This is a genomic window from Chryseobacterium viscerum, assembly GCF_025949665.1.
GTDB classification, from domain to species: Bacteria; Bacteroidota; Bacteroidia; order Flavobacteriales; family Weeksellaceae; genus Chryseobacterium; species Chryseobacterium viscerum_A.
This window is the reverse complement of sequence record NZ_JAPDFT010000001.1, coordinates 1,890,172-1,915,826: the sequence shown is the minus strand read 5'-3', so window position 1 is coordinate 1,915,826 and position 25,655 is coordinate 1,890,172. Positions and strand designations below refer to the sequence as shown.

Annotated in this window: 27 protein-coding genes; 18 read left to right on the top strand and 9 right to left on the bottom strand. The window is 35.5% G+C overall.

Translation table 11 applies throughout. The features are described 5' to 3' along the window. Positions 1 to 182 precede the first annotated feature (182 nt). From OL225_RS08730 to OL225_RS08710, 5 genes are all read left to right on the top strand, one after another. Positions 183 to 788 carry a SatD family protein gene (locus tag OL225_RS08730; protein WP_264517984.1) on the top strand — a complete coding sequence of 202 codons (606 nt, stop codon included), beginning with the start codon at positions 183 to 185 and terminating at the stop codon, positions 786 to 788. 2 nt (positions 789 to 790) lie between these two features. Then, entirely contained in the window at positions 791 to 1,486 is a 696-nt protein-coding gene (locus tag OL225_RS08725; protein WP_264517983.1) for a DUF3307 domain-containing protein, read from the top strand. A 36-nt stretch (positions 1,487 to 1,522) separates the two neighbouring features. Further along, the gene (gene purC, locus OL225_RS08720) at positions 1,523 to 2,245 is read left to right on the top strand and encodes a phosphoribosylaminoimidazolesuccinocarboxamide synthase (protein ID WP_027372243.1); all 723 of its coding nucleotides are present in this window, start codon (positions 1,523 to 1,525) and stop codon (positions 2,243 to 2,245) included. Between the two features lie 134 nt (positions 2,246 to 2,379). Continuing rightward, positions 2,380 to 3,879 (top strand): amidophosphoribosyltransferase, encoded by a 1,500-nt coding sequence (purF, locus tag OL225_RS08715; protein ID WP_047374927.1) that lies wholly within the window; start codon positions 2,380 to 2,382, stop codon positions 3,877 to 3,879. A gap of 143 nt (positions 3,880 to 4,022) precedes the next feature. Next, positions 4,023 to 4,970, top strand: a complete 948-nt coding sequence (locus OL225_RS08710) for a glycerophosphodiester phosphodiesterase family protein (protein WP_264517982.1) — start codon at positions 4,023 to 4,025, stop codon at positions 4,968 to 4,970. A 105-nt stretch (positions 4,971 to 5,075) separates the two neighbouring features. On the opposite strand, the gene OL225_RS08705 is transcribed toward OL225_RS08710, so the two are convergent. The 3 genes from OL225_RS08705 to OL225_RS08695 all read right to left on the bottom strand — a co-directional run bounded on the left by OL225_RS08705 (position 5,076) and on the right by OL225_RS08695 (position 8,110). Further along, the gene (locus OL225_RS08705) at positions 5,076 to 5,783 is read right to left on the bottom strand and encodes a porin family protein (RefSeq protein WP_264517981.1); all 708 of its coding nucleotides are present in this window, start codon (positions 5,781 to 5,783) and stop codon (positions 5,076 to 5,078) included. Positions 5,784 to 6,690: 907 nt separating this feature from the next. Further along, on the bottom strand, positions 6,691 to 7,275 hold the full coding sequence (locus OL225_RS08700) for a porin family protein (protein WP_047374921.1): 585 nt from the start codon (positions 7,273 to 7,275) through the stop codon (positions 6,691 to 6,693). 205 nt (positions 7,276 to 7,480) lie between these two features. After that, positions 7,481 to 8,110 carry a porin family protein gene (locus OL225_RS08695; RefSeq protein ID WP_047374919.1) on the bottom strand — a complete coding sequence of 210 codons (630 nt, stop codon included), beginning with the start codon at positions 8,108 to 8,110 and terminating at the stop codon, positions 7,481 to 7,483. Positions 8,111 to 8,452: 342 nt separating this feature from the next. Here OL225_RS08695 and OL225_RS08690 point away from each other — a divergent pair, with 342 nt between their 5' ends. Continuing rightward, the gene (locus OL225_RS08690; protein WP_047374918.1) at positions 8,453 to 8,800 is read left to right on the top strand and encodes a hypothetical protein; all 348 of its coding nucleotides are present in this window, start codon (positions 8,453 to 8,455) and stop codon (positions 8,798 to 8,800) included. 124 nt (positions 8,801 to 8,924) lie between these two features. Here the strand turns inward: OL225_RS08690 and OL225_RS08685 are convergent, their stop codons facing one another. Further along, the gene (locus OL225_RS08685) at positions 8,925 to 9,560 is read right to left on the bottom strand and encodes a porin family protein (protein ID WP_105682390.1); all 636 of its coding nucleotides are present in this window, start codon (positions 9,558 to 9,560) and stop codon (positions 8,925 to 8,927) included. 279 nt (positions 9,561 to 9,839) lie between these two features. Beyond that, positions 9,840 to 10,886 (bottom strand): 3-dehydroquinate synthase, encoded by a 1,047-nt coding sequence (gene aroB / locus OL225_RS08680; protein WP_264517980.1) that lies wholly within the window; start codon positions 10,884 to 10,886, stop codon positions 9,840 to 9,842. Between the two features lie 338 nt (positions 10,887 to 11,224). Between aroB and OL225_RS08675 the strand changes: the two genes are divergently transcribed. After that, positions 11,225 to 12,166 (top strand): pseudouridine synthase, encoded by a 942-nt coding sequence (locus OL225_RS08675; protein WP_047375767.1) that lies wholly within the window; start codon positions 11,225 to 11,227, stop codon positions 12,164 to 12,166. 187 nt (positions 12,167 to 12,353) lie between these two features. Here OL225_RS08675 and pncA read toward each other — a convergent pair whose 3' ends face one another. Further along, a complete protein-coding gene (gene pncA / locus OL225_RS08670) occupies positions 12,354 to 12,959 on the bottom strand; it encodes a bifunctional nicotinamidase/pyrazinamidase (RefSeq protein WP_264517979.1) in 606 nt (201 codons plus the stop codon). Between the two features lie 213 nt (positions 12,960 to 13,172). On the opposite strand from pncA, the gene OL225_RS08665 reads away from it, so the two are divergent. From OL225_RS08665 to OL225_RS08645, 5 genes are all read left to right on the top strand, one after another. Next, complete coding sequence (locus OL225_RS08665; RefSeq protein WP_047374912.1) at positions 13,173 to 14,315, top strand: DEAD/DEAH box helicase; 1,143 nt, start codon at positions 13,173 to 13,175, stop codon at positions 14,313 to 14,315. A gap of 224 nt (positions 14,316 to 14,539) precedes the next feature. Continuing rightward, positions 14,540 to 15,076 carry a YfiT family bacillithiol transferase gene (locus OL225_RS08660; protein WP_047374909.1) on the top strand — a complete coding sequence of 179 codons (537 nt, stop codon included), beginning with the start codon at positions 14,540 to 14,542 and terminating at the stop codon, positions 15,074 to 15,076. Beyond that, positions 15,070 to 15,531: a DUF1569 domain-containing protein gene (locus tag OL225_RS08655; RefSeq protein ID WP_264517978.1), complete on the top strand. Its 462-nt coding sequence runs from the start codon at positions 15,070 to 15,072 to the stop codon at positions 15,529 to 15,531. Before OL225_RS08660 ends, OL225_RS08655 begins: the two co-directional genes overlap by 7 nt. After that, positions 15,528 to 15,908 (top strand): bacillithiol system redox-active protein YtxJ, encoded by a 381-nt coding sequence (gene ytxJ, locus OL225_RS08650; protein WP_264517977.1) that lies wholly within the window; start codon positions 15,528 to 15,530, stop codon positions 15,906 to 15,908. The genes OL225_RS08655 and ytxJ overlap by 4 nt, the downstream gene beginning before the upstream one ends. Beyond that, positions 15,905 to 16,501, top strand: a complete 597-nt coding sequence (locus tag OL225_RS08645; protein WP_047374905.1) for a Crp/Fnr family transcriptional regulator — start codon at positions 15,905 to 15,907, stop codon at positions 16,499 to 16,501. The genes ytxJ and OL225_RS08645 overlap by 4 nt, the downstream gene beginning before the upstream one ends. Positions 16,502 to 16,640: 139 nt before the next feature. Here OL225_RS08645 and OL225_RS08640 read toward each other — a convergent pair whose 3' ends face one another. After that, the gene (locus OL225_RS08640) at positions 16,641 to 18,071 is read right to left on the bottom strand and encodes a PLP-dependent aminotransferase family protein (protein ID WP_047374902.1); all 1,431 of its coding nucleotides are present in this window, start codon (positions 18,069 to 18,071) and stop codon (positions 16,641 to 16,643) included. A 96-nt stretch (positions 18,072 to 18,167) separates the two neighbouring features. Between OL225_RS08640 and OL225_RS08635 the strand changes: the two genes are divergently transcribed. From OL225_RS08635 to OL225_RS08620, 4 genes are all read left to right on the top strand, one after another. Then, positions 18,168 to 19,052, top strand: coding sequence for a DMT family transporter (locus OL225_RS08635; RefSeq protein WP_264517976.1), 885 nt, complete (start codon positions 18,168 to 18,170; stop codon positions 19,050 to 19,052). A 312-nt stretch (positions 19,053 to 19,364) separates the two neighbouring features. Beyond that, on the top strand, positions 19,365 to 19,961 hold the full coding sequence (locus tag OL225_RS08630) for a Crp/Fnr family transcriptional regulator (protein WP_047374899.1): 597 nt from the start codon (positions 19,365 to 19,367) through the stop codon (positions 19,959 to 19,961). A 55-nt stretch (positions 19,962 to 20,016) separates the two neighbouring features. Then, the gene (locus tag OL225_RS08625; protein ID WP_052184585.1) at positions 20,017 to 20,631 is read left to right on the top strand and encodes a Crp/Fnr family transcriptional regulator; all 615 of its coding nucleotides are present in this window, start codon (positions 20,017 to 20,019) and stop codon (positions 20,629 to 20,631) included. Positions 20,632 to 20,947: 316 nt separating this feature from the next. Continuing rightward, the gene (locus tag OL225_RS08620) at positions 20,948 to 21,448 is read left to right on the top strand and encodes a CinA family protein (RefSeq protein WP_047374897.1); all 501 of its coding nucleotides are present in this window, start codon (positions 20,948 to 20,950) and stop codon (positions 21,446 to 21,448) included. Positions 21,449 to 21,485: 37 nt separating this feature from the next. Here the strand turns inward: OL225_RS08620 and OL225_RS08615 are convergent, their stop codons facing one another. Next, on the bottom strand, positions 21,486 to 22,274 hold the full coding sequence (locus OL225_RS08615) for an AraC family transcriptional regulator (protein WP_264517975.1): 789 nt from the start codon (positions 22,272 to 22,274) through the stop codon (positions 21,486 to 21,488). 116 nt (positions 22,275 to 22,390) lie between these two features. On the opposite strand from OL225_RS08615, the gene OL225_RS08610 reads away from it, so the two are divergent. Beyond that, positions 22,391 to 23,527, top strand: a complete 1,137-nt coding sequence (locus OL225_RS08610) for an Atu1372/SO_1960 family protein (RefSeq protein WP_413541846.1) — start codon at positions 22,391 to 22,393, stop codon at positions 23,525 to 23,527. A gap of 80 nt (positions 23,528 to 23,607) precedes the next feature. On the opposite strand, the gene OL225_RS08605 is transcribed toward OL225_RS08610, so the two are convergent. Beyond that, complete coding sequence (locus OL225_RS08605) at positions 23,608 to 25,038, bottom strand: PLP-dependent aminotransferase family protein (protein ID WP_264518693.1); 1,431 nt, start codon at positions 25,036 to 25,038, stop codon at positions 23,608 to 23,610. 101 nt (positions 25,039 to 25,139) lie between these two features. Here OL225_RS08605 and OL225_RS08600 point away from each other — a divergent pair, with 101 nt between their 5' ends. Beyond that, positions 25,140 to 25,595, top strand: coding sequence for a cupin domain-containing protein (locus OL225_RS08600; RefSeq protein ID WP_034698222.1), 456 nt, complete (start codon positions 25,140 to 25,142; stop codon positions 25,593 to 25,595). The last annotated feature ends 60 nt before the right edge of the window (positions 25,596 to 25,655 follow it).

Here is a 25,655-nt window from a genome sequence, read left to right as displayed (position 1 = left end):
TAAACGTAATAAGAAATTTTTATTAGTTTTTTACATTTTCATAATTTTACATTTTTTGTTAAAGGCTTAAAAACCTTATGGTTACTATATAATCGATATAAGCAGATTCACTAATAATCAATATCTATAAGTGTTTCTGCTTATATTTTTTATTTATAAGTAATTATGCTTATATTTGCAGTATGATAGCGGTCATTACCGGTGATATTATAAATTCACAGCATGCGGACACTGAAGTTTGGATTACCAGACTTAAAAATCTTCTCGAAAGATGGGGAAGCGCTCCCGGCACATGGGAAATCTACAGAGGAGATGAGTTCCAGTTCAAATGTAATATTGATGACGTTTTCTGGCGGTTTCTAGCCATAAAATCTCTTATTAAAAGTCAGGAAAATTTAGATGTAAGGATGGCCATAGGTATTGGTGAAGAAAGTTTCTCTTCTGAGAAAATCACAGAATCCAATGGTACAGCTTATGTACATTCCGGAAGACTGCTTAATGACCTTAAAAATGACGGACATACCGTTGCCATCAAAACATCCAGTGACCCGGTGGATAGGGATCTTAATATCCTGTTGAAATGGTCATCCAAAGATTTTGACAACTGGACTATGGCTACGGCAGAGATTATTCATGAAATGATCATGAATCAGGATATCACCCAGGAAGATCTTGCTAAAAGATTTGCTATTTCACAGTCTTCTGTAAGCCAGAGACTGAAACGAGCTAACTATGAGCTCATCGTGGAAACCAACCAGTATTTCAGAAAGAAAATCTCAGAACTATAGGCATGATCTTTATCAGACTCATATTGGCACATCTACTCGGAGATTTTATACTTCAGCCAAATTCATGGGTTGCAGATAAGGAAAACTATAAACTAAAAAGTAAGTTTTTATACTTTCACATTCTGATTCACACTGTATTAAGTTTTATTTTCCTTTGGGATCTGAAACTTTGGTGGGTAGCTGTTTTGGTAGGGATCACTCACTTCATTATTGATGCCGCCAAGCTTACATTTCAAAATGCAAAGACTAAGAAAAGATGGTTTTTCATTGATCAGCTGCTGCATGTTCTGGTGATTGCTGGAGTTTCTTTTTATTTTCAGGAATTCAGCTTCAGCTTTTTGCAGAATCAGGAGTTTTTGAAGATAATCATGGCCGCATTGTTTCTGACAACACCCGCATCTATTTTTATCAAAATCTTATTGTCATCATGGACACCTGCTCCGGATGGCCCAAACACTATTCAAACCGAATCTTTATCAAGTGCCGGAAAATATATCGGAATTTTAGAACGTCTGCTGGTTTTCACTTTTATTATGGTGAATCACTGGGAAGGCGTAGGTTTCATGGTGGCTGCCAAATCTGTTTTCAGATTCAGCGACCTTGCACAGGCAAAACAGAGAAAACTTACAGAATATGTACTAATTGGTACCCTGCTGAGTTTTGGGCTGGCTGTCTTAACAGGAATAATTATAAAATAAATCAATAAATCTAACTACAATTTAGAAAGTAAAATTATGAGTCAAAAGAAAGAAATGTTGTACGAGGGGAAAGCAAAACAGGTATTTGCAACCGATAATCCTGATGAAGTAGTAGTACGTTTCAAAGACGATGCTACAGCATTTAACGCTCAAAAGAAAGGTCAGGTTGATCTTAAAGGGGAAATGAACAACGCCATCACAACCCTTATTTTTGAATACTTAAATGAAAAAGGAATCAAAACTCATTTCATCAAACAATTGGACGAAAGAGAGCAGTTGGTAAGAAAAGTATCTATCATTCCTTTGGAGATGGTGGTAAGAAACTACTCTGCAGGAAGTATGGCACAAAGATTAGGAGTGGAAGAAGGAATCAAATCTCCGGTAACCATCTTCGATATCTGCTACAAAAAAGACGAATTGGGAGATCCACTTATCAATGATCACCATGCTGTTTTCTTAGGAGCTGCTACTTACGAAGAGCTTGACGAAATGTATGAGCTTACTTCAGACATCAACGAAATCCTTATCGATCTGTTTGACAAGATCAACATCATCCTTGTAGATTTCAAAATCGAATTAGGTAAAACTTCAGACGGTGAAATCATCTTAGCAGATGAAATCTCTCCTGATACCTGCAGACTTTGGGATAAAGATACCATGAAGAAATTAGATAAAGACAGATTCAGAAGAGACTTAGGAGAAGTTACTGAGGCTTATGTTGAAATCTACAATCGTCTTAAAAATCTTTTACAGAAATAAGATTTCAGATACCAGATTTCAGATATCAGATGTTGGTGCTGAAAATACTTTGTTATTTAAAGCAAAATTAAAATTTGAAGTTAGCTTTTGATCTGAAATCTGACTTCTAAGATCTACAATTAGAAAAAATAGAAATGAAAAGTTTAGACATTCATAAAAGTGAATATTTAAAACAGTTTGAAACCCAGACTTACGGAAGAAATCTTTTCAGAACTCAGGAAGAGGAAAGACTGGATGCTCCCAATGAAGAGTGTGGGATCTTCGGATTGTATTCGGATAATGATCTGGATACTTTCTCACTTTCACAGTTCGGGCTTTTTGCATTACAGCACAGAGGCCAGGAAGCTTGTGGTATTTCCGTTTTAAAAGATGGAAGAATTACCAACATGAAAGATGAAGGACTGGTTTTAGATGTTTATAAAGACATTCAGGAACCTGAAACTTTTATGGGAAATTCTGCAATTGGACATACCCGTTATACCACTGCAGGAGATAAAAAGAAATATAACTTCCAGCCATTTTTCGCAAAAAACGAATATGACCAGATTATACTTTCTATAGCACACAACGGTAACCTTACCAATGCAAAAGAATTAAAACAAGAATTAGAAGCTGAAGGCGTAGTTTTCAGAGCTACATCCGATTCTGAGGTGATCCTGAGACTGATCCAGAAAAACCTTGATTTAGGTCTTCGCGGCGCTATTAAAGCAACCATGGAAAAGATCGAAGGAGCTTATTCCGTAGTGGGAATGACAAGAAATAAATTCTTTGCATTCAGAGACTTCAACGGAATCCGCCCATTGGTTTTGGGAGCTATAGATGAAAGATCTTATGTAGTAGCTTCAGAATCTGTGGCACTGGATGCTGTAGGAGCTCAATATGTACGTGATATTCTTCCTGGTGAGATCATTTATACCAATGAAAACGAGCCTGGAAAACTTCATTCTTATATGATGGATGAAGCAAAAGGAAAGCAGAGAATCTGTTCTTTTGAATATATCTATTTTGCAAGACCTGACTCTACCTTAGAGAACATCAATGTATACGAGATCAGAGAAAAATCTGGGGAGAAAATCTGGGAACAGGCTCCTGTAGAAGCTGATCTGGTGATTGGAGTTCCGGATTCCGGAGTTCCTGCTGCCATTGGTTTCTCTAAAGCTTCAGGAATCCCTTTCCGTCCTGTTTTGATTAAAAACAGATATATCGGAAGAAGTTTCATTGTTCCTACACAGGAAATGAGAGAAAGGGTAGTGAACCTTAAACTGAACCCGATCATTTCTGAAATGAAAGATAAAAGAGTAGTGATCATTGATGACTCTATCGTTCGAGGGACAACCTCTAAGAGACTTGTTAAGATTCTGAAAGATGCAGGAGTAAAGGAAATTCACTTCAGAAGTGTTTCTCCGCCAATCATTGCACCATGTTATCTGGGAATTGATACTCCTTCTAAAGATGATCTGATCTCTGCCAATATGACGACAGAAGAACTTAAAAATTATTTAGGAGTAGATTCCTTAGAGTTTTTAAGCATAGATAACCTGAAAGACATTTTAGGATCTGCAAACCACTGCTTCGGATGTTTTACTGAAGAATATCCTGTAGAAAAAGGAGAAGAGGTAGATTTATTCAATTAATCTCTTATTTTGAAATAATAAAAAAGGAAGAGCCGGGCTATAAACCCGGTTCTTTTGTTCTATAAATGTAGCAGAAGCTTAATATTCCTGTATTATACAATATACAATAGAGTTTTAATTTTATCTGATTAAAACTTCAGGATATGAAAAACGCATTTTTCACCGGTATTTTTCTGGTATTTACCCAACTTTACGTTTCACAATCTTTTGATAAACAGGCACACCGCGGAGGAAAATCTCTTTACCCGGAAAATACCATCCCGGCAATGAAGAATGCCTTAAAAATGAATATAACAACACTGGAAATGGATCTTGCTATCACTAAGGACAAAAAAGTGATTCTTTCCCATGATGCTTTCCTTTCTCCGGAATTGGTTACAAAGCCGGATGGAACCTATATTCCAAAAGATTCTGGTTTTTATTATAAGATTTATGAAATGCCTTATGCAAAAATTAAAACATTTGATGTAGGCCTTAAAAAGCTTAATAACTATCCTGATCAAAAGAAAATGAAGGCTCAGAAACCTCTCTTTTCAGAGGTTATAGATGCATGTGAAGCTTATGCCCGTGAACTAAAGAGACCATTGCCCTTTTATAATATAGAAACCAAGACGCGTCCTTTCTCTGATAATATATTTCATCCGGAACCGAAAGAATTTGTTGATCTGATGATGAAGATTATTGTAGAAAAGAAGATCCAGGATAGAGTGATTATTCAGTCTTTTGATCCCAGAACCCTGGAAATCCTTCACAAAGAATATCCTAAAATCATGACCGCTTTACTGGTAGAAAAAGTGGATGATAAAAAACGGACTCAGCAGCAGTCTTATTTTAAAAATATTCCTGTGGAAAAATTCAAAATGTATCCTGATCATTTGAATGGAGTAGCCGGAGATATGAAGTTCCTGAGTTTTACCCCTTCTATTTACAGTCCTGAGCATAATCTTGTAACACCCCAATTGGTAAAGGAATGCCATTTATTAGGGATGAAAGTAATTCCATGGACCGTAAATAACAAAGAAAGATTGAAGGAATTAATGGATATGGGAATTGACGGAGTAATCAGTGATGATCCGAGAATATTTGAATAACTAAAAGATATTGTACCTATCAATATAAATAGCCGGAAGAAACTCTTCCGGCTATTTTATGCGTGCAGATAACTGCACTTAGGGTTAAAAAATTGGTTCGTTTAATTAAAATTTATAATTCAGGCCTAACTGAAATACTCTGTTGTTGTTTTCAGCGGCAGGTCTGCTTTTGTCAATTTTGGTTAAGCTGTTTACGTATCTTGCACTTACACCGATGTTGGAAGTGATATCATATCCTAAACCAAGACCCAATCCGAAATTGAATTTGTTGATCATATCTTTGTCGATATCTGTAGAGTGAGAACTTGAAGTAGTTGTTGTAACACCTCCAGTAGTACTTGCTACAGTAGATTCTCCTTTATTCTTCCCATTAAGGAAATAACTGAATTCAGGTCCTGCTTCAATATAAAACTTGTTGATAGGTCTCATCTGAACCATTAATGGTACTGAAATGTAATTCATGTTTACTCTGCTCTGTACTTTAGTCTTTACATTCGTAACTCCATTGTCAGTTTCTGTAGAATACATTACATCTTTTGCCCCCATTTGGTTGAATAATACCTCTGGCTGGAAGCTGAATTGTTTTGAAATTGGAATATTAACAAATGCACCTGCGTGGAAACCTAATTGCTGACTATTGATTCCGAATTTCTGCTGGCTGAAATAAGCTGAGTTTCCTCCTGCCTTGATCCCGAATCTAATAGGTTGAACATCGTTTTTTAGTGGTGATGCATTTACTGTTTTTGTTTCTGTCTCTTGAGCAAAAGCTAACGTACCAGCAGTTAATGCTAATCCTAAAAATAACTTCTTCATAATTTTATTTTTTAATTTTATTATTTGTGTGTCGGATAATTTCTCAATCAGACTCCAAGTATTTTGCAAATTGCTTGCCAAAGTTGAAAAATGCTTATTTACAGGGGCTTTGAAAGGGTTTTTAGAAAGTTTTTTTTCAATCATTTATCCCTTTTTAATGAATAAACATATTGCCAAACTGAATATTTTATGAAAAGAGTTGAAGAGTCAGAAAGCTTTAATGTAGATAATTGAAATGATAAAAAATTAAAAAACAGGAGGAGTTTTTATAGTATCCGGACTGTTTTCAAGACCTGCAATAAAAATACCGAACCACTTATGGTCCGGTATCAATTTTGAAAATAATAAATATCTCTATTTAAACTTATAAGCAACTCCAATTTGAAGTGCATTATTTCTTACTTTATCATTGCATTGTAAAAAAGCCGCTAGCCGCTGCTTTACTACAAAGAGTTTTTTCATGATTTTAAAGTCTTGATTTTTCTTCATCGTGGCAAAATATCTGCCACACAGGAGAGAAGTGATAAAAATCATGCATTAAGCGAAAAAGTCAGGCTTAAACTAATGAACCTGACTTTTTCTATTGAAATCAAAATGTATCTAATTATTGAGCAAAATACACTTCTGTATGATGCTTTGCATTCTATGTGTTGACCAACTCAATGCTGTTTACGTTAAAAAGTTTATAATGGTAATAGTTAGATTTGAGTATTGAAATTCAATTGAACCAATACCTATTTTATTGTAAAAACAGAAACCATAAGTTGGAAATTTCCGAAATAGAGTACAATCACTACTTGATAGGCAAATTTCTTGCCAAAAACATCAGCGCAATAAAAAAGCCGGATTAAATTTAATCCGGCTTTGTATTGATTTGAAAGTCTGCTTTTAAAAGCGTACCTAAATTTTAGAATTTATAAGCTAAACCTACCTGGAATACTCCGTTTCTAGAAGCATCACCTGGGTTGTTTTTAGGGACATCAGATAATCCTGCTGTATATCTTAGGTTTACTCCGATATTTTGTGTGAAATAATATCCAGCTCCAAGACCAATTCCGAAATCAAAAGTTTTCAAATTGTCTTTAATATCTACAGATCCACCGTTACCTTTTCCTTTAGCACTGATAAGGAAACCGAATTGAGGGCCTGCTTCTACATATAAATTAGGAATAAGGTTGTACTGTAACATTACTGGTACTGCGATATAATCCGTGTTAAGTTTTAGATCACCGTTACCTTTATATTTACCACCCAAACCACTGTATAATACTTCTGGCTGTACAGAGAAGTCTTGTGCTACCGGAATGTTTGCAAACACACCTCCATAAAATCCAGCTTTTGAATTTAAGTCACTGTGAGAAATAGTAGAGATATTAAGACCTGCTTTTACACCAAATCTAACTGGAGAAGATGAAGCAGTAGAAGTTGAAGTCTTCTGAGCGAAAGTAAAAGTACCTGCTACTAAGGCAAGACCTAAAAGAATCTTTTTCATAAGTTTTATATTTTAATAGTTTTTAAGTTTTATTTAACATTTCATTAAGAATCAAATGTTGTGCCAAAGTTAAAATATGCTGTTAATCTACTATTTATGCTTATTCTATTTGTTATTTTTTTTCTTTTGCATAAAAAAGCCAGGCTCAAAATGAGCCTGGCCTTACTTTAATTATAAAAATTTAACGAGAAAAGCTAAATAAGCTTTAGAATTTGTAATTTACTCCTATCTGGAATACACCATTCTTTACAGATCCTGTTCTGTCATATCCATACAGATATCTATGGCTTTTATTTACAATTTCAGATAGCCCTGCAGTATATCTTACATTCACGCCGATATTTTTGGTAATATTATAACCTGCTCCCAATCCGATTCCAAAATCAAAGCCTCTTGTTGCATCTTTAAGGAGTAAACTTCCTTCACTGTCTTTTAATCTTGCATCCATTAAGAAGCTAAATTGAGGTCCTGCTTCTACATAAAGCTTAGGAAGTACTTTATATTGAAACATTACTGGTATGGAAATATATTCTATTTCAAGCGTTGCATTACTGCCTCCTTTCTCTTTAGCTCCCGCAGCACTGTACAAAACTTCCGGCTGAACAGAGAAATCTTTAGCGACAGGAATATTCATAAAAACACCACCATAAAATCCCGCTTTTGATTTCATATCCATATTTGAAAGATTGGAAACATTAAGTCCTGCTTTTAAACCGAATTTGATTTTGGATGCAGAAGGTGTTGGTGAAACAGCTGCATCAGTTGAAGTGGATGTGCTTTGCGCAAAAGCAAAAGTACCTGCAATAAGTGTCAGGCTTAAAAAAATCTTTTTCATAGATTAGTTTTATTTCTACATTGTTTGACGTTCGGAAAGCAACAAACTATATGCCGTGAACCCCCTTGTGCAGGGACTTTATCATATTTTTAACAGAACTAAAATCAACAGTGTGGGATATATGTTTAATGTTATATCAAAGGATCAACGTTTTACCATAAAAAAAAACCAGATTAAAAAATTAATCTGATTTTTTTCTATTGAAAATAAAATTTTTTAGTGAGTGGGTGTACCTGTTAAATTAAGGGATAATGGTTTTAAAACATAATAATTAACATAATAAAATTCTTCGTAGCAGTAATTGAAATAATTATATATTTATAACTTAATTCTAAAACATTAATGATGGAGAATCTAAAAAAAATATCAAAAGTTTTTGGTATTTCCTTACTTTTTGCTTCTTTGAGTATTTCAGCTCAGACTCAGAATTCACAAGAGCTAACAAATGCATTGAAAGACCTTAAAGAAATGACTTCACAAGAAAAAAATGCACTGGGATCATTTAAAATTAAAGAACCTATAGTTTTCTTCTTAGAAGATAAAAAGCTAAAATACGAAGACGTTAAGGCTATATTAAATAACAAGGAGTACAAAGGAGTGCCATATAAAAATTCAGATGGTGAACTTCGTGCAATTGTTTTTAAAAAGAAATTTACAGAAGAATTAAAAAATAATTTACCAAAGAAATAATGATAAACAAAGACGATTCAATACGAATTGACTTTGATCAATGTTTTACCATAAAAAAAGACCAGATTAAAAAATTAATCTGATCTTTTCTATTGAATATAAAATTTGTTAGTGAATGGGGTGCTTATTTGAATTTATAAGCTAATCCAACCTGGAATAGATTGTTTCTTGTAGCATCAGATCCGCTAGGTCTGTTTTTCGCTACATCTGTTAAACCTGCAACATATCTTGCAGTAAGCCCTAAGTTCGGAGTGAAATAATATCCAGCTCCAAGACCAATACCAAAGTTAAATGTATTTAGATTGTCTTTGTAATTATCTGTAGTATTAGAATCTCCGTTAGATTCATTTTTGAACTTGTTTTTAGCACTTACCATGAAACCAAATTCTGGTCCTGCTTCCACATAAAGATTTGGAATCAGGTTATACTGGAACATTACAGGTACTGTAATATAATCTAATTTAGTAGAAGCTGAAAACTTTGTTCCTCCTAACGTATAATCTGATTTATTACCATATTGTGAATACTGAACCTCCGGCTGAACGCTGAATGAAGCTGCCAATGGAATGTTTGCAAATACACCTGCGTTGAATCCTATTTTAGATTTCTGATCATCAAGACCACTGTCTTTTGAAAGTGAAGAAACGTTCATTCCTCCTTTTACCCCAAATGTTACCGGATTAGAAGATGTGTTTCCTGTTTGTTGAGCGAATGCGAATGTTCCTGCAGTTAACGCTAATCCTAAAATTAACTTTTTCATAACTTTAATTTTTTAATTTTACTCTTTCTTAATTTTAAATTTTACTACTTGTTCAACATTTTTCAGTTGAACGCAGAGTATCTTTCAAATTGCTTGCCAAAAATATTTTTTATGAGTAAAATCAATAAAAAAATCACTTAGTGTTTAAGTGATTTTTTAAATATTTAATTGATTTGCAATGAGTTAAAAACTTAAATAAACATTTGTTTAGAAGAAGTCTAAATTGACAATTTTGTTAAAAACTAACTTTTAAACCTACTTTATTTTTCTAAAAAATAGTTAAGCATTATTCAATTTTCTATAAAAAGACAGAGATTCAAGGATATTTTCCTGGCTGCACTGATGGTCATAAGTACAAGAACCGATTCCGGAAAGCAGGGAAAAATTGATTTTACTGTCTGTATTCTTTTTATCATTCAGTAATAATGCGGTGATATCTTCATCTTTAAAATCATTGATATCCAGGTAAGGATAGTATCTCTGGACATTTTCAATGACCATATTTGCATCTGCTTCAGAAATAAGATTCTCCAGATAAGCCAGATGAGCTTCTGCAATCATTCCCATTGCAACCGCTTCTCCGTGAAGGATAGGATTTCCTTGCTGTAAGCATAAACTCTCCACTGCATGACCTATTGTATGCCCGAAATTCAAAGTTTTTCTGATATTCTGTTCGTGGAAATCTTTATCTACAACATCCTGCTTGATATTCATAGAAGACTGAATATGCGGAATTACCGTTTCTACCTCCAGTTTACGAACCTGGATCAGCTGATCCCAATGATTTTTATCAGCAATTAATCCATGTTTAAGCATTTCAGCGAACCCGCTTCTCAGTTCTTTAAATGGTAATGTTTCTAAAAATTTCGGAAAAATAAAGATCTGTTCAGGGAAAGCGAAAGTTCCCACCATATTTTTATAGTGCATGAGATCAATCCCTGTTTTTCCTCCTATAGATGCGTCACACATTGATAAAAGGGTTGTAGGGATATTGATGAACTGGATTCCTCTTTTGTAAGTAGACGCCACAAATCCGCCCATGTCGGTAATCACACCGCCGCCAAGATTGATAACCAATGCTTTTCTGTCTGCCTGCATTTCCGTAAGAATTTCCCAAAGCTGATTGGCTGTCTGGATATTTTTCATTTCTTCTCCGGCTTCAATCTCTAAAATTTCAAAGCCAAGGTCTGTTTCCATATTTCCTAAAAGAATGGGAAGGCAGTATTCATGAGTGTTTTCGTCTACCAGAATGAAAATTTTGCTGAAAGACTTTTCATGAAGAAACGCGTTAAGCTGAGAAAAATTATCATTTAATATTGTTATCATCTTCTAATATTTGTAAAGTTAAAATGTAAACTATAGTGCAAAGTTATGATTCTTAATTTTTAACTCGTAACTAAATTACTATCTTTGCAGAAATTTTTAGAATGAGCAGAGATAATAATAATTCAGACAGATCAAAGAGACCAAGAATTTCAACCAAGAAAAGTTCTGATGATTCTCGTGCTTCCAGATCTGGAAATTCTTCAGGATCAAAACCTTTTAAAAAACCTTTTTCTAAAGACGGAGGTAAACCAGCTCCGGAACATAGAGGGTCTAACTCAAAATTTGACAAGAAACCTTTCAAGAGAAATACAGACAGCTCTGAAGGTTCCAACGAAGAAATGGGTTCAAAATCTGAAAGAAAACCATACATCACGAATAAAAGTGAGAGTTTTGAGAGAAAGTCTTTCGGAAAACCAAAAAGAGGAGGAAACAGTTTTGATACAAGAGATAAATATGAAAGAGGTAGTCTGAAATATGGCAGAAGACCCTCTAATGGAGATGAAAGAGATGACAGAGCAAAATCTTTTGTACAAAAAAGAAGGTTAAATAAAATTGACAAAGATGTTCATAAGGATACTATCCGTCTCAATAAGTATATTGCCAATTCAGGAATTTGCAGTAGGAGAGAAGCTGATGATCTTATTACCCAGGGGCTGGTAGAAGTAAACGGAAAAGTAGTTAACGAAATGGGCTATCAGGTACAGAAAACTGACAGAGTAGTTTTTGACGGGCAAAATATTACTCCGGAAAAACCTGTTTATGTACTTTTGAATAAGCCAAAAGGTTATATTTCTACAACGAAAGATGACAAAGCCAGAAAAACTGTAATGGATCTTGTAGCTAATGCTTCTCCTTACAGAGTTTTCCCGGTTGGAAGATTAGACCGTTCCACAACGGGGGTAATTTTATTGACCAATGACGGGCACATGACTAAAAAATTAACGCATCCATCTTTTGATGCTAAAAAGATTTATCATGTAACGCTGGATAAAAAGCTTACGGGTGAAGATCTACGTCTTATCGCAGAAGGAATCCGTCTTGATGAAGGAGTAGCAGTTGTTGATCAGATTTCGTACATTGAAGGAAAACCTAAAAATGAAATCGGAATTGAGATTCATATCGGATGGAACCGTGTTATCAGAAGAATATTCCAAAGATTAGGGTACGAAGTGGAAGCTTTAGACAGAGTAATGTTTGCAGGATTAACGAAGAAGAATATCAAGAGAGGACACTGGAGAATCCTTACAGAACTGGAAGTAAACAACCTTAAAATGCTTTAATTTAATGATGAATTATGAGTTATAAATAATGAATTATAGATTCAGGTTTCTAACTTATTCATTTTTTAAGATTAACTTTAAGGATAAAGAATAAAAAAGCGCAGAAAATAATTCTGCGCTTTTTTTGTATCAAGTTGTGAATTCCAGGATTCATAACTCATCATTTATAATTCATCATTAAAAAGAACTATCCCAATACCGTTACCCCTTTTTCAATCATCTCGTAGATGGCATCTCTGGCGTTGTCTGGTTTTACGTTGACGGCACGTGTTCCGTTGAAATGAAGACAAGTAACATATCCGTTAGCCACAGCATCCTGAGCAGTGAACTTCACGCAATAGTCTAATGCCAACCCTACGATTTCAACCAGTTGGATATCGTGATATTTTAAGAAATCATCCAGCCCGGTTTTCATAAAGTGATTATTATCCTGGAAACCGCTGTAACTGTCAATTTCTATATTTTTTCCTTTTTGTACAATATGGGTTACTTTGTCTCTGTTCAGATCTTTGTGGAATTCTGCCCCGAAAGTTCCCTGAACACAGTGATTCGGCCACATAAACTGTGGAACACCATTTAAAATAATACTTTCTCCAACCTGTCTGCCATTACTGCTTGCAAAACTTTTGTGGCCTGCAGGATGCCAGTCCTGTGTAAGAACCACCTGATCATATGCATTTTCCTCCATCAGAAGATTGATATACGGGATAATTTCGTTGGATCCAGGGACTGCAAGGGCTCCGCCTTCACAAAAATCATTCTGTACATCGACTATTATTAACGCTTTTTTCATATTTTGATTTCTCGAATTTTTGATAAATTTACAAAACTAATCTTCAAAAATTTGTCCAAACCCGAATTATCGGACAAAACGGCAATGTAAATTTTTAATACTCCCTGAATGAAGGAGGTAAAATTGAAATAACTAAACTTTGTCTGAACTGTACTGGGATTTGAGGCATAAACCAAATATCAATAGCTTATCTTTGCAGTAAATAAGTATTTTATGTCATTTGAATCGTTAGGATTATCACACAATATTATTCGTTCTGTTAACAAACTGGGGTATTTAAAGCCATTTCCAATACAAGAGCAGGCGGTTCCTGTTATTTTGCAGGGGAAAGATCTGATGGGGATTGCACAGACAGGTTCCGGGAAAACGGCTTGTTTTGTAATGCCGATTTTAGAAAAACTACAGAATGCAGAAGTTAAAAAAGATCGTAATGTTCAGGTTTTAATATTGGTTCCTACACGTGAATTGGCTATACAGATTGATGAAGTTTTCAGAGCTTTTACAGAAAATCTGAAGCGGGAGGTTCGTACAATGGCTGTTTATGGAGGTGTTTCTATCAATCCGCAGATGAAAGGAATGTTTGGAGTAGAAGTTCTTATTGCCACTCCAGGACGTTTGTTAGACTTAATTGACCATAATGCATTGAGTATTTCAGGAATTCAGCATTTGGTGATTGATGAGGCGGATAAAATGTTTCAGCTGGGCTTTGGAGAAGAAATGAATAAACTTTTCGCGATGATGCCTGTGGTGAAACAAACTACTTTATTTTCAGCGACTTTAAATGATAAGGTTTCTGAAATGAAAGAACGTCTGTCTATCAATCCTACTATTATTGAAATTAAAAAAGAAGAGGTTGAAATTGATAATATCGAGCAGCTGGCCTATCATGTTTCTCCGGAAAATAAAGGCCCTTTCCTGCGTTATTTAATTAAAGAAAAAAAGGTGGAAAAGGCTTTGATCTTTGTTTCGTCTACAAGATCTGCAGATAACCTGGTAGAAAAGCTTAAAAAAAATAAAATTAAGGCGGTGGCTATTCACAGCCAGAAATCGCAGGGAGCCCGCAGGAATAACCTGGAAGAGTTTAAAGTAAACGGAGCCCAGATTTTGGTGGCAACAGATCTGATTGGCCGTGGAATTCATATCGAATCACTACCATGTGTGATCAATTACGAATTGCCGCGTTCCCCATTAGATTATATTCACCGTATCGGCAGAACAGGACGTGCTAATGAGAAAGGAACAGCAATCAGTATTCTGACAGATGATGAATTGCAGCATTTCAGAGTGATTCAAAAGAAAATGGGGAAAAAAGTAACCCTGCAAAGAACAGAAGGTATTGATTTACACGGATATTAATACCTGCTTTACAATAACAAAGGCTTTAGTTTTATAGAACTGAAGCCTTTTTATTGGGTGGTGATATTCAGCCTTATAAATTGTTATAAGTACAATTAATGCTTTATTCACCTGAGATTCTTGAATTTTTGATAAATTTACACAAAATGATATTCGAAAAATTGTTCCTAAAAGATATTAATCGGACAAATCGACAATATTTAAAAATTAAAAACCCTTGAGCAATGAGTGATTTAGAGAAAAAAAAGTTTCCAATAGGCCAGTTTGAAGCTCCGGAAAATATCTGTGATACCACATTGGATACCTACATCAAAGTAATCAAAGACTTTCCCGGCAGACTAAAAAATCTCATTGAACATTTTACAGACGATCAATTGGATACTCCTTACAGAGAAGGAGGCTGGACTGTAAGACAACTTGTAAACCACCTTTCAGACAGTCATATGAATAGTTTTATACGTTTTAAGCTGGCTCTTACAGAAGATAATCCTACTATAAAACCTTATGATGAAGCGAAATGGGCTGAGCTTCAGGACAGCTATCATATGCCTGTAAAACCGGCTATGAGGATGTTGAAAGGAACACACCAGAGATGGGTTGTGCTTCTTAAAAGCCTTACGAATAAACAATTTGAAAGAACTTTTCATCATCCGGAGCACAATAAAAATTATAATTTAAGAGAAAGCCTTGCTTTGTACGTTTGGCATTGTAATCATCATTTTGCTCATATTGAAAATCTGAAGATAGAAAAAGGTTGGTAAGAAAACATCTTAATAATCCCATATATTATAAGGAAATTGTTGACCGAATTTCCATGTTATCTGAAAATTCCCTTGGAAGGTGGGGGAAAATGAACGTATGTCAAATGCTAAGGCACTGTGATCTAGTTCTTCAGGTAGCTTTGAGAAAAGTGGAACTTCCCCGTATCAATGTTGCGTATAAGACGATAGGGATATTCACTAAAGCAGAAATGTATGTCTTCAATAATGGAATTCCCAGAAACATGCCTACTTTTCAAAAACTAATCGTTAATTTTGAGTGTGATTTTGATGCATCAAAAACCAATCTGATGAAAACGCTGGAGGAATTCCTGGAAGCTTGTGAAAAAAGCCACCTGCCGGATCATCACAGATTATTCGGTGAAATGACTGAAAAAGACTGGACATTTCTTGAATACAAACATCTTGATCACCATCTAAAACAATTTAATGTATGAGTTTTTTTGATAAAATATTCAGTGGAAAAAACGAAACCCCTGACCAAAAAACATTCTGGAAAAAGATAGAGTCTGAAGAAGACCTTACAAAAGCTATAGAAGACTCTTTTCAGAATAGAATTGCTATATTTAAACATTCAACAAGCTGTTTTATCAGCAGAACTGTACTGAAGAACTTTGAAAAAGAAGTTGAAAATTCAGATCAGCCGGTCAATGTATATTATCTTGACCTATTGGCTCACAGACCTGTTTCCAATAAGATAGCGGCAGATTTTGAGATCAGACATGAAAGTCCGCAACTGATTGTAATAGAGAACGGAAAGCCTGTAAACAATGCGTCACACCAGGATATTTCTTTAAGCCAGATTGTATCATGAAGAATATAAATGATTATTTAGCCAAAGTTTTAAATGTTCCCCTTCAAAATGTGAACACTTGCAGCCTGCACTATGAAGTAAAGAAAATTCCTAAAAATCAGTTTCTTCTTCAGTATGGTGAGATATGCCGGCATATATTCTTTGTAGAAAAAGGACTGTTGAAGATGTATTCCATTGATAAAAACGGAAAAGAGCATATTATACAGTTTGCCCCTGAAAGCTGGCTGATTTCTGACCGAAGCAGTCTTTATTTCAATGAAAAATCCATTTATTATATAGAAGCGGTGGAAGATTCAGAAATTCTGTTTCTACACCCTGATTTCTTTAATAAATTAGTGGAACAGTTTCCGAACAGTATTGAAAGAAGTGATTTCCTTCTTCAGAAACATATCAGAAGCCTTCAAAACAGGATCAACTCTTTGCTTGGTGAGACTGCAGAAGAAAGATATATGAAATTCATTAAAATGTATCCGGATTTACTTTTGAGAGTTCCTCAATGGATGATTGCTTCTTACCTTGGAATTACTCCTGAGAGTCTGAGCCGTGTAAGAAAAGAACTGGCGAGAAAGAATTTCGTTCCGGATAATAAATAAAAAAGGCTGGAAGATGGGAGAGGGAAGCCCGATACTCTGTAAACACAAAAGAACTTGATCGTTATTATTTAAACATCCTTATTAATAAGAATTGACATCATCTCTTCTTAAAACTATAATAACTTCCATCTTCCTGCCTCTATCTTCCTTCCTTTAAATAAATCTTTTTGGCAAGCTGCCCAACCAGTCTGAGCTTTGCCTGTGTATCTTCCGACCACGGAAGTCCTATGCAGAGTCTCATACAGTTTTCAAACTGCTCCTGCAAGGTAAACATTCTTCCGGGAGCAATGCTTATGTTTTGCTTGATGGCCAGATCGTATAACTCTGTTGTCCGTATCTTCTTGTCAAATTCTACCCATAAAGACAACCCTCCCTGCGGACGGCTGGTTCTGGTGCCTTCCGGGAAAGATTCCGCAATGGTCTGAACATAGTTCTGATAATTGTTTTGCAGGGTTCTGCGGAGCTGTTGGAGATGTTTTTCATACTTTCCGGATTTCAGAAAGTTGGCCACAGCTTCATTCACAATTGAAATAGAGGACGTGGAGTGCAAGAGCTTAAGCTTCATGATTTTATCTTTATACCTTCCTGGAGCAATCCAGCCTACACGATATCCAGGAGCCAAAGTTTTTGAAATAGAACTGCAATACAGGACACTCCCGTCTTTATCAAAAGATTTACAGCATTTCGGACGGGTAGAGCCGAAATAAAGATCTCCATAGACGTCATCCTCAATGAGCGGAATGTTGTTTTCCGAAAGTATTTTTACAATTTCCTTTTTATTTTCATCAGGCATACAGCTTCCCAATGGCGAATTGAAGTTGGGAATGAGCAGGCAGATATCTATTTTAGGGATTACTTTTTTTAAAGCTTCAATTTCTATTCCGGTAGTAGGATGGGTAGGAATTTCCAGTACTTTAAGGCCTAATCCGTTTGCCAGCTGTAGAATTCCCGGGTAGCATGGACTTTCAATAGCAATGGTATCGCCGGGTTTTCCTAATGCCATTAAGCAGAAAGACAAAGCATTCATTCCGCCATTGGTAGTGATAAGATCGTTTTCACTCAGATTTCCTCCCCATTGCAAAGAACGTATGGCAATCATTCTTCTCAACTTCAGATTTCCCTGAAGTTCTTCATATTCTGTACCTCCTTCTTTTAATTCCCTGATGGCGTTTACGATTTCTTTTTTCAGTTTTGCCTGTGGCAGAAGATCTCCGGACGGAATACCAATAGAGAAAAAAGTAAGATCCTTTTTCCCCATATTTTCATATACCTTACTGATCAGTTCATCCGGTTCATCGTTATTGGCAATCAATGACGGACGGCTCACTTCCGGTAAAGGAAGTTTTGCGGATAATAACTGGCTTACAAAATAACCGGATTGTGGCTTGGATTCTACCAAAGACTGGGATTCCAGCTCCAGGAAAACACGTTTGGCTGTATTCATACTTACCTGATGTTCATGACATAGCATTCTTACTGAAGGTAACTTGTCTCCGGCCTTTAAAATACCATTCCTTATCTGTTCTGCAATTCCGTCTGCAATTTCTGTATATAAAAATTCTTTGTTCATATTTTAAACTGTGCTCATGCAAATATACAAAACTGATACTGTGTTTATCGAATTATCCTTTCTAATTTTGAACCATCAATTAAAAGTTTCGATAAAATGATAACAAAACAAATATCAAAAGATGAAAATATAAGTGGATGGATCAACGGCTTTATAGGAGTAGTGCTATTCAGTGGTGGTTTGCCCGCTACCAAATTAGCTGTAATGGAGATGAGTCCAATCTTTGTGACGATAGTTCGTGCAGCTGTGGCAGGGATATTAGCTCTTATTGTATTATGGCTGGGTAAGGAAAAGCGTCCTGTTAAAGAACAGTTAACTTCTTTGCTCTTGGTTTCTCTTGGCTGTGTGGTTGGTTTTCCGCTTTTGTCAGCATTGGCTCTTCAATACCTTACTTCGGCCCATTCTATTGTGTTTTTGGGAATGTTGCCTTTGGCAACTGCTGTATTCGGAGTAATGCGTGGTGGTGAAAGACCTCATCCTGTATTTTGGTTTTTTTCTATTGTAGGAAGTCTTTTAGTGATTGGATATGCAGTTTCGCAAGGGATATCTGCCTCACCCATTGGCGACATCCTGATGCTACTTGCTGTTATTTTATGTGGTATGGGCTATGCTGAAGGTGCTAAACTATCAAAAACATTAGGCGGCTGGCAGGTGATTTCCTGGGCATTAGTACTAGCGCTTCCCATTATGATTCCTTTATTTTTTATTTATTTTCCTGATGATATTCAGAATGTCAGTTTTCAGGGGTGGTTTGGAATGGCTTATATTTCTCTTTTCAGTATGTTTATTGGTTTTATATTCTGGTATAAAGGATTGGCGCAGGGTGGTATTGCTACTGTGGGACAGCTGCAGCTGCTTCAGCCTTTCTTTGGTTTGGCGTTGGCTGCCTGGCTTCTTCATGAGCAGGTAAGTATGGGAATGCTTGGGGTGACTGTAGGGGTAATCTTATGTGTTGCAGGAACCAAAAAATTTGCGAAATAATTAAAATTACAACGCGTATAAATCTTTTTGCTATTGCCTATAGAAAGCCTCATTTCTCTGTGAAATGAGGCTTTTAGCTTCATAATCAAAATGTTGCAATAAATTTTTGTCTTTTAAAATTACGAAATAGTGAATATAAAATGGATTTGTTATTAAATGTAGTTTGATAAGAATAAAAGGAATGATAATTAATAAAAAAATTAACATTATTTAACCTTTTTATTGATTATTAAGGTTCGGTTTTTGCATACAATTTAGACGTTCCATAATATTTTTACTAAGAAGAAGAAGACAATTTCAAAAACAGTTATTATGGTAATCGACGAAAATATTTTGATTTCAGCGGGAGCAGAAACGAAACGCTATGCACCTTCAGAAACTATATTCTTTGAAGGGGATATTCCTAACTATTATTATCAGATTATTAAAGGAGAAATAAAACTTAATAATTATAATGAGGAAGGAAAAGAGTTTATTCAAAATATCTTATCAGACGGGGAAAGTTGTGGAGAATCTGTGCTTTTTATAGATAAACCTTATCCTGTAAACGCAGAAGCTATTTCAGAATGTAGTGTTTTAAGGCTTCATAAATCTGCTTTTTTCAATCTGCTTAATCAATCTCCGGAATTGTATATGGAGGTAAACAGCTTTCTTTCAGAACGTCTTTATTATAAGTTTATTATGATGCAGAGTCTATCATCTCAAAATCCTTCTATACGGCTTAAGGGATTGATGGATTATCTTAAAAGTTCTCAAAAAGACCTGACTCCTTATTCTTTTTTAATCCCATTGACAAGGCAGCAGATGGCGAGTCTTACAGGCCTTTGTGTAGAAACTGCTATAAGGACTATCAAACATATGGAGAGAAATAAAATTGTAAGAATTGAAAACCGCAAGATTTTATATTAGAATCAAATTCAGATATATGATTTTGTGATTTTTTTATTTAAAACCTGAAGAAGATATGAAAACAATAAGCTGCATGAATATTGATGAAAGTCTTCTGTACTCTTTTGGTGCAGAAGACAGGAACTATAAAAAGGGGGAATCGGTTTTTAGAGAAGAGGATCATGCACTTTATTACTTTCAGATCAGTGAAGGGAAAGTAAAACTTAATAATTATAATGAAAACGGAAAAGAATTCATTCATAATATTTTAGGCAAAAAGCAGAGCTTCGGGGAGGCAATGCTTTTCCTTGATCAGGACTATCCAATCAATGCCATATGTCTTGAAGATTCCCGAATTATAAGACTTCCCAAAAATAATTTCTTTGAAATGATCAGACAGCATCCTGATCTTTCCCTGGAAATGAACGCCTGCCTTTCACAGGAAATTTTTTATAAATTAAAGATGATGCAGAGCCTGGCATCACAAAATCCCATGCAGAGGCTGAAAGGCTTACTTGATTATCTTAAAAGTTATCATGATGAAGACTGCCATCAATGTTTCCATATTGCATTTACAAGGCAGCAAATCGCCAATCTTACAGGCCTGCGTGTAGAAACAGTGATCAGAAACTTAAAAAAAATGGAAAAGGAAGGCATGCTCTCTTTAAAAGATCGTAAAATTTTATATTAAATATGATTTTCATGACTCAGATCATAAAAAAGTGAGTTATTCTTATGTACATTTGAAATAACAGTTTTCAATACCATTCCTAAGATCTTCACTGAGATGGATATACAAAATATTCATTTTTGAAATTACCATTTTGTACCCATTACGGGTTGTAATAACCAATACTATAAAATCTTAAACTTAAATAAGATACTTAAAATACCTTTCACACCACTCACAATATATTAATCATGAAAGCTGCTGTATTGATTTGTTCAGCAGTTTTTTTCAACCTCTTGTATTATAATTTTAAATAAAACCTCTTAAAATAAATAATATGAAATTTCAACAGAACCTTCTCGATTATATAAGTCACTTTCTTGTAGCTGCTGATGAATCTATTTCAATTGCTGAAAGTGTTACCTCCGGTTGTCTTCAACTTGCTTTCTCTCAGATGCCTAATGCTCCTTTATTCTATAAGGGTGGAATGACAGCTTACACACTACCGGAAAAAGTAAAACTCCTTAAGGTAAACAGACCTGGGCCTGATGATCATGACGGAGCAGCAGAAGCTATTTCTCAGACTATGGCTCTCAATGTAGCAAAGATGTTTGAATCCGACTGGTCTATTTCTACAACCGGTTATTGCAACCCAATCATCAATTCCGGATACAAAGTTTTTGCCTATTTTTCATTTGCTTACAAAGGAGAAATTATTCTTACAAAAAAATTAGAACTGCATCCCAAGACCCAGGCTTTAAATGCCCAGCTATATTATACAGAATTTATTTTGGGATGTTTTAAAAGTGAGCTCAACAGGGTTTTAATTTTAAAATAAATGTAGAGTTCAGTGGGATTAATTGGACGTTATTATCTTAATTTTTATTTAGTTTTGGCTTTGTCTGCATGATCGCAAAGTAAGATGCTGTGAATGCGGAAAGACTTTGATATCCTACCTTATATGCCACTTCGCTTAAGGTGTATTGCCGGGTATCTATCAGTTCAATACTTTTTAAAATTCTTGTCAGCTGCAGGTATTTTTGTAAGGTAATTCCTGTTTCATTTTTAAAAATTCTCTGGAGACTTCTCACAGACATTTGCGCTTTTTCGGCTAACGAATCAATGTCCAGGTTATATTTAAAATGAGTATTGATATCATTACATACAGGAATCAGTCTGGTATCCGCAGGAACAGGGATTTCCAGGCCGCTGCTTTCTTTGCAGAAGTTAGGAAGGCTTTTTAAAATCGCTTTGAAAAACAGATCCTGTTCTTCATTTTCATCCAATGACTGGTTCCATTTTGAAGCATATAAAAGCATCTCTTTTAAAACAGGGGGAACAGCGAATACCTGTACATTCTGATAGAATTCATCTTCAAAAACAGATTTAAACAGAAAAAGCATCAGATTTACAGTTTGTGCTTCAGAGGTAATTTTGTGGGCTTTTTCTGAAGGAATCCAAATAACATGATGCTGGGGAACAAGATAAATTTTCCGATCGATGTGAAAATACTGATACCCTTCCTCCACAAACGTAAGCTGGGCACGGTGGTGCTGATGTTCATGATCATCATGTTTCCAATTTTTATCGCACCATACGTAAGCTTCTTTTTCAATAGAATCTACAAACTGGTTTTCCGTTTTTTCAGTCAGGCCACATTTCATATTGTCGTTTTGTATGTATATTTTGGCAAATTTAATAAAAACGCCAATAGTAATTTTGTACTGTCAATGCAATACCTACATTATTAATAAAAATTACAACTTATATCTTATTCAGAATGAAAAAACTATGTCTTTTTTTTATTTTAATTTTATTATCTAATATCACCAACATTATGGCACAAAATAAAGCTAAAATATTGGTTCTTATCCATTCAGACAATGGTGGAACTTACGAACTGGCCAAAGAGATCGCTAAAGGAATTGAAAGCGAAAATAATGCGGTTTCTTATATCAAATTAGTCAGAGCATCTCAACATCCCAATCTGGAAAATCTGCCTGTAGCAACAGTAGATGAACTGACAGACTATGATGGAATAGCTTTTGGGTCACCGGTTTATTTCGGGAATATCAGTACGGGAATGAGCGAATTTTTATCTAAAACCGTTCAGCTTTGGACGAATCATGCTTTAGAAGGAGTTCCGGCTGCGGTTTTCATGTCAGCAGGAAGCGGAGCAGGAAAAGAGCTTGCCCTTCAGGCATTCTGGAACAGTCTTGCTGTACACGGCATGGTATTGATATCTAACGGAATTCGTGGGACAGAAGAACTAAATAAGGCTGTTCCACAGGGAAATACAGTTTTAGGCGTGACAAGTATGGCTTCTTTAAAAGATGTTGAGAGACCTACAAAAGGAGAAAGGAATATTGCTGAGCTTCAAGGAAAAAACTTTGCAAAAATAGCACTGGCATTGAAGGACACACGTCCGAAAAAAAGTACATCTATCGTTGAAAATCATCAGATCTTTAATGAAATACTGAAACAGAAAAATATTATGCTTCCACAAGTTCCTAAACCTGCAGGAAACTATCAGCCGTTTGTCCGTTCAGGAAATCTGGTATTTATTAATCAGGTTGCTTTGAAGAATGGAAAAATTCTCAATCCGGGAAAACTGGGCGTTGAAGTGAATGAACAACAGGTAAAAGATGCTACAAAAGCTACTATGCTGAACGTTATTTCCGTACTGAAAGAAGCTGTAGGAGGAGATTTAAGCAGAGTAAAGCAATGTGTACAGCTTACAGGAATTTTCAATACAAAAGACGATTATACAAAGCATGCAGATTTAATGAATGTTGCTTCTGATCTGACTGTTGAAGTTTTTGGTGAAAAAGGAAAACATGCCAGAGCTACTTTTGGAGCATCTTCTATTCCGGTTAATTCCTCTGTCGAAATTCAGGCGGTTTTTGAAGTGGAGTAAATTTCAATAAAAAATCTGTGGTTACTGATTTAGCCACAGATTTTCTCATATCTATGCTGTATCAATCGTTCCCAAAAAAATTAGAAAAATTTAGCAAAAACCTCTGAAATAATAGGAATACTTTGCTCCAGCTGTGCTTCAGAAAGGGCTCCATAGCTTAATCTGAATCCATTTATATGATTCTGGCCATATTGTTTCGGATGAATGATCTTAATATTTTTTTCCAATAACTGAGCGGTCACAACATCCCAATCCAATGGTAATTTAGGAACAATCCAAAAAGCAAGTCCGCCTTCAGGCAGTGTGAAATCTGCAATATCTTTCATGTATTTTTTCAGTAATTCAAAAACGAAATCTCTTTTGTTTTTATAATGAACAGTTGCTTTTCTGATATGCTTTTTTACAGCCCCTTCTTTTATCAGCTGAAGAACGGCCTGTTCCATAATGACATCTCCGTGCACATCAATAATCTTTCTCAGATTACCAATTTTCATCAGGAGTTCCTGATTTGCCGTGGCCAGGTAACCGATTCTCAAAGCGGGTGCAACAACCTTACTTAATGTTCCGATATACACATAATTTTGAAGTTCCGGAAAACTTGAAATTGGCAGAATAGGGCGGTAGCCGAAATGGAACTCATTATCGTAATCATCTTCAATGATCGTAATATTATATTGGTTTGATAATTCTATTAATCTTAATCTCCTTGATAAGCTCAGGGTAACAGTAGTAGGATATTGTCTGTGAGGAGTAATGTATATTGCCTTTATGTTCTCATGCTTTGTCAGGAGCTTTTCAATAACTTCCATACTGATTCCTTCTTTGTCCACAGGTGCAGGTAAAAGCTGTGCTCCTGCATATTCAAAAGCTTGCCACGCAGGCTGATATCCCGGTTCTTCTACAATAACCCTGTCGCCGGAAGTAAAAAGGGTCTGGGCGGTTAAAAACATTCCCATCTGGCTGCCTCGTGTTATAGAAATCTCATGTTCATGAATATGCATTCCACGCTGATGGTTGAGCATCTGGGAAATCATTTTGCGGAATTCCTTATCTCCATGTTCGTCTCCATAACTCATCATCTGCCACTTTGCCTTAATGCTGAAAATCTGCCTGTAGGCTCTTGCAAGCTCTGTTACAGGAGCAATTTTACTGTCCGGATGACCATCATCGAAATTGATTAAAATTCCACCAGATGCTCCTTGCTGATGTTGAGAACTATGGAGGATCTCGGTATTTCTTTCATTTAAAAGAGGAAGTCTTTCTGATACAAAAATACCTTTCCTTTCTCTTGAAATCACCCATTCCTCATTGATCAGTACCTGATAGGCTTCTACCACAGTATTTCTGTTGATTTTTAAGGTTTGTGCAAGATTCCGGCTGCCAGGGAGTGCATCTCCGGGTTTTAATCTTCCTGAACGGATATCGCTAATGATTGTATCTGCAATCTGTAGATAAACGGCTTTATCAAGCTTTTTATCAATTTCTAATTCTAATTTCCAAGGGCGCAGCATCTGGACTATCTGTTTATGTAAAAACTGAATCATTTGAATAGTCCAAATATAAAATAATTTTGTCATGCAATAAAGCACAAAACCATAATAATTTTAAAATCATGGATAAGAAACAATTCAGTTCTAAAGATTTCCACGAAACTTTTGCAAGACCAAAGTATGTAAAGCCAAGCCATTTAATTCATAAGAATGTAGAAAATGCAGGTGAACATAATCAGTTTTCGACAGAAAGGAAACATCCGGTTTTCTTTGTAGATCTTCCGAGTAAGAATGTAAGTATGACAATTGGCGGACTTACTCCCGGGCAACAAACCAACAGGCACCGTCATACATATGAAACAGTATTATTTGTAATAGAAGGGAAAGGCTGGACGGAAGTAGAAGATGAAAGGGTACATTGGGAAGCGGGAGATGCTGTATATATTCCTTCATGGGCATGGCACAAACATCAGAACCTAAGCGATACGGAGCCTGCCAAATATATTGCCTGTGAAAATGCTCCTCAATTGCAGAACCTGGGCGTTGCGTTGAGAGAAGAGGAAGGCAGAGATCTTTAATATCAATATATTAAACCATTAAGTGAATATTTGATTACATTTTATTGATGTAGGATATGA

Bases quoted from the DNA above. Each gene is read 5' to 3' on its own strand.
- OL225_RS08730 (WP_264517984.1), top strand. From the start codon at position 183: ATGATAGCGGTCATTACCGGTGATATTATAAATTCACAGCATGCGGAC.
- OL225_RS08725 (WP_264517983.1), top strand. From the start codon at position 791: ATGATCTTTATCAGACTCATATTGGCACATCTACTCGGAGATTTTATA.
- purC (WP_027372243.1), top strand. From the start codon at position 1,523: ATGAGTCAAAAGAAAGAAATGTTGTACGAGGGGAAAGCAAAACAGGTA.
- purF (WP_047374927.1), top strand. From the start codon at position 2,380: ATGAAAAGTTTAGACATTCATAAAAGTGAATATTTAAAACAGTTTGAA.
- OL225_RS08710 (WP_264517982.1), top strand. From the start codon at position 4,023: ATGAAAAACGCATTTTTCACCGGTATTTTTCTGGTATTTACCCAACTT.
- OL225_RS08705 (WP_264517981.1), bottom strand. From the start codon at position 5,783: ATGAAGAAGTTATTTTTAGGATTAGCATTAACTGCTGGTACGTTAGCT.
- OL225_RS08700 (WP_047374921.1), bottom strand. From the start codon at position 7,275: ATGAAAAAGATTCTTTTAGGTCTTGCCTTAGTAGCAGGTACTTTTACT.
- OL225_RS08695 (WP_047374919.1), bottom strand. From the start codon at position 8,110: ATGAAAAAGATTTTTTTAAGCCTGACACTTATTGCAGGTACTTTTGCT.
- OL225_RS08690 (WP_047374918.1), top strand. From the start codon at position 8,453: ATGATGGAGAATCTAAAAAAAATATCAAAAGTTTTTGGTATTTCCTTA.
- OL225_RS08685 (WP_105682390.1), bottom strand. From the start codon at position 9,560: ATGAAAAAGTTAATTTTAGGATTAGCGTTAACTGCAGGAACATTCGCA.
- aroB (WP_264517980.1), bottom strand. From the start codon at position 10,886: ATGATAACAATATTAAATGATAATTTTTCTCAGCTTAACGCGTTTCTT.
- OL225_RS08675 (WP_047375767.1), top strand. From the start codon at position 11,225: ATGGGTTCAAAATCTGAAAGAAAACCATACATCACGAATAAAAGTGAG.
- pncA (WP_264517979.1), bottom strand. From the start codon at position 12,959: ATGAAAAAAGCGTTAATAATAGTCGATGTACAGAATGATTTTTGTGAA.
- OL225_RS08665 (WP_047374912.1), top strand. From the start codon at position 13,173: ATGTCATTTGAATCGTTAGGATTATCACACAATATTATTCGTTCTGTT.
- OL225_RS08660 (WP_047374909.1), top strand. From the start codon at position 14,540: ATGAGTGATTTAGAGAAAAAAAAGTTTCCAATAGGCCAGTTTGAAGCT.
- ytxJ (WP_264517977.1), top strand. From the start codon at position 15,528: ATGAGTTTTTTTGATAAAATATTCAGTGGAAAAAACGAAACCCCTGAC.
- OL225_RS08645 (WP_047374905.1), top strand. From the start codon at position 15,905: ATGAAGAATATAAATGATTATTTAGCCAAAGTTTTAAATGTTCCCCTT.
- OL225_RS08640 (WP_047374902.1), bottom strand. From the start codon at position 18,071: ATGAACAAAGAATTTTTATATACAGAAATTGCAGACGGAATTGCAGAA.
- OL225_RS08635 (WP_264517976.1), top strand. From the start codon at position 18,168: ATGATAACAAAACAAATATCAAAAGATGAAAATATAAGTGGATGGATC.
- OL225_RS08630 (WP_047374899.1), top strand. From the start codon at position 19,365: ATGGTAATCGACGAAAATATTTTGATTTCAGCGGGAGCAGAAACGAAA.
- OL225_RS08625 (WP_052184585.1), top strand. From the start codon at position 20,017: ATGAAAACAATAAGCTGCATGAATATTGATGAAAGTCTTCTGTACTCT.
- OL225_RS08620 (WP_047374897.1), top strand. From the start codon at position 20,948: ATGAAATTTCAACAGAACCTTCTCGATTATATAAGTCACTTTCTTGTA.
- OL225_RS08615 (WP_264517975.1), bottom strand. From the start codon at position 22,274: ATGAAATGTGGCCTGACTGAAAAAACGGAAAACCAGTTTGTAGATTCT.
- OL225_RS08610 (WP_413541846.1), top strand. From the start codon at position 22,391: ATGAAAAAACTATGTCTTTTTTTTATTTTAATTTTATTATCTAATATC.
- OL225_RS08605 (WP_264518693.1), bottom strand. From the start codon at position 25,038: ATGCTGCGCCCTTGGAAATTAGAATTAGAAATTGATAAAAAGCTTGAT.
- OL225_RS08600 (WP_034698222.1), top strand. From the start codon at position 25,140: ATGGATAAGAAACAATTCAGTTCTAAAGATTTCCACGAAACTTTTGCA.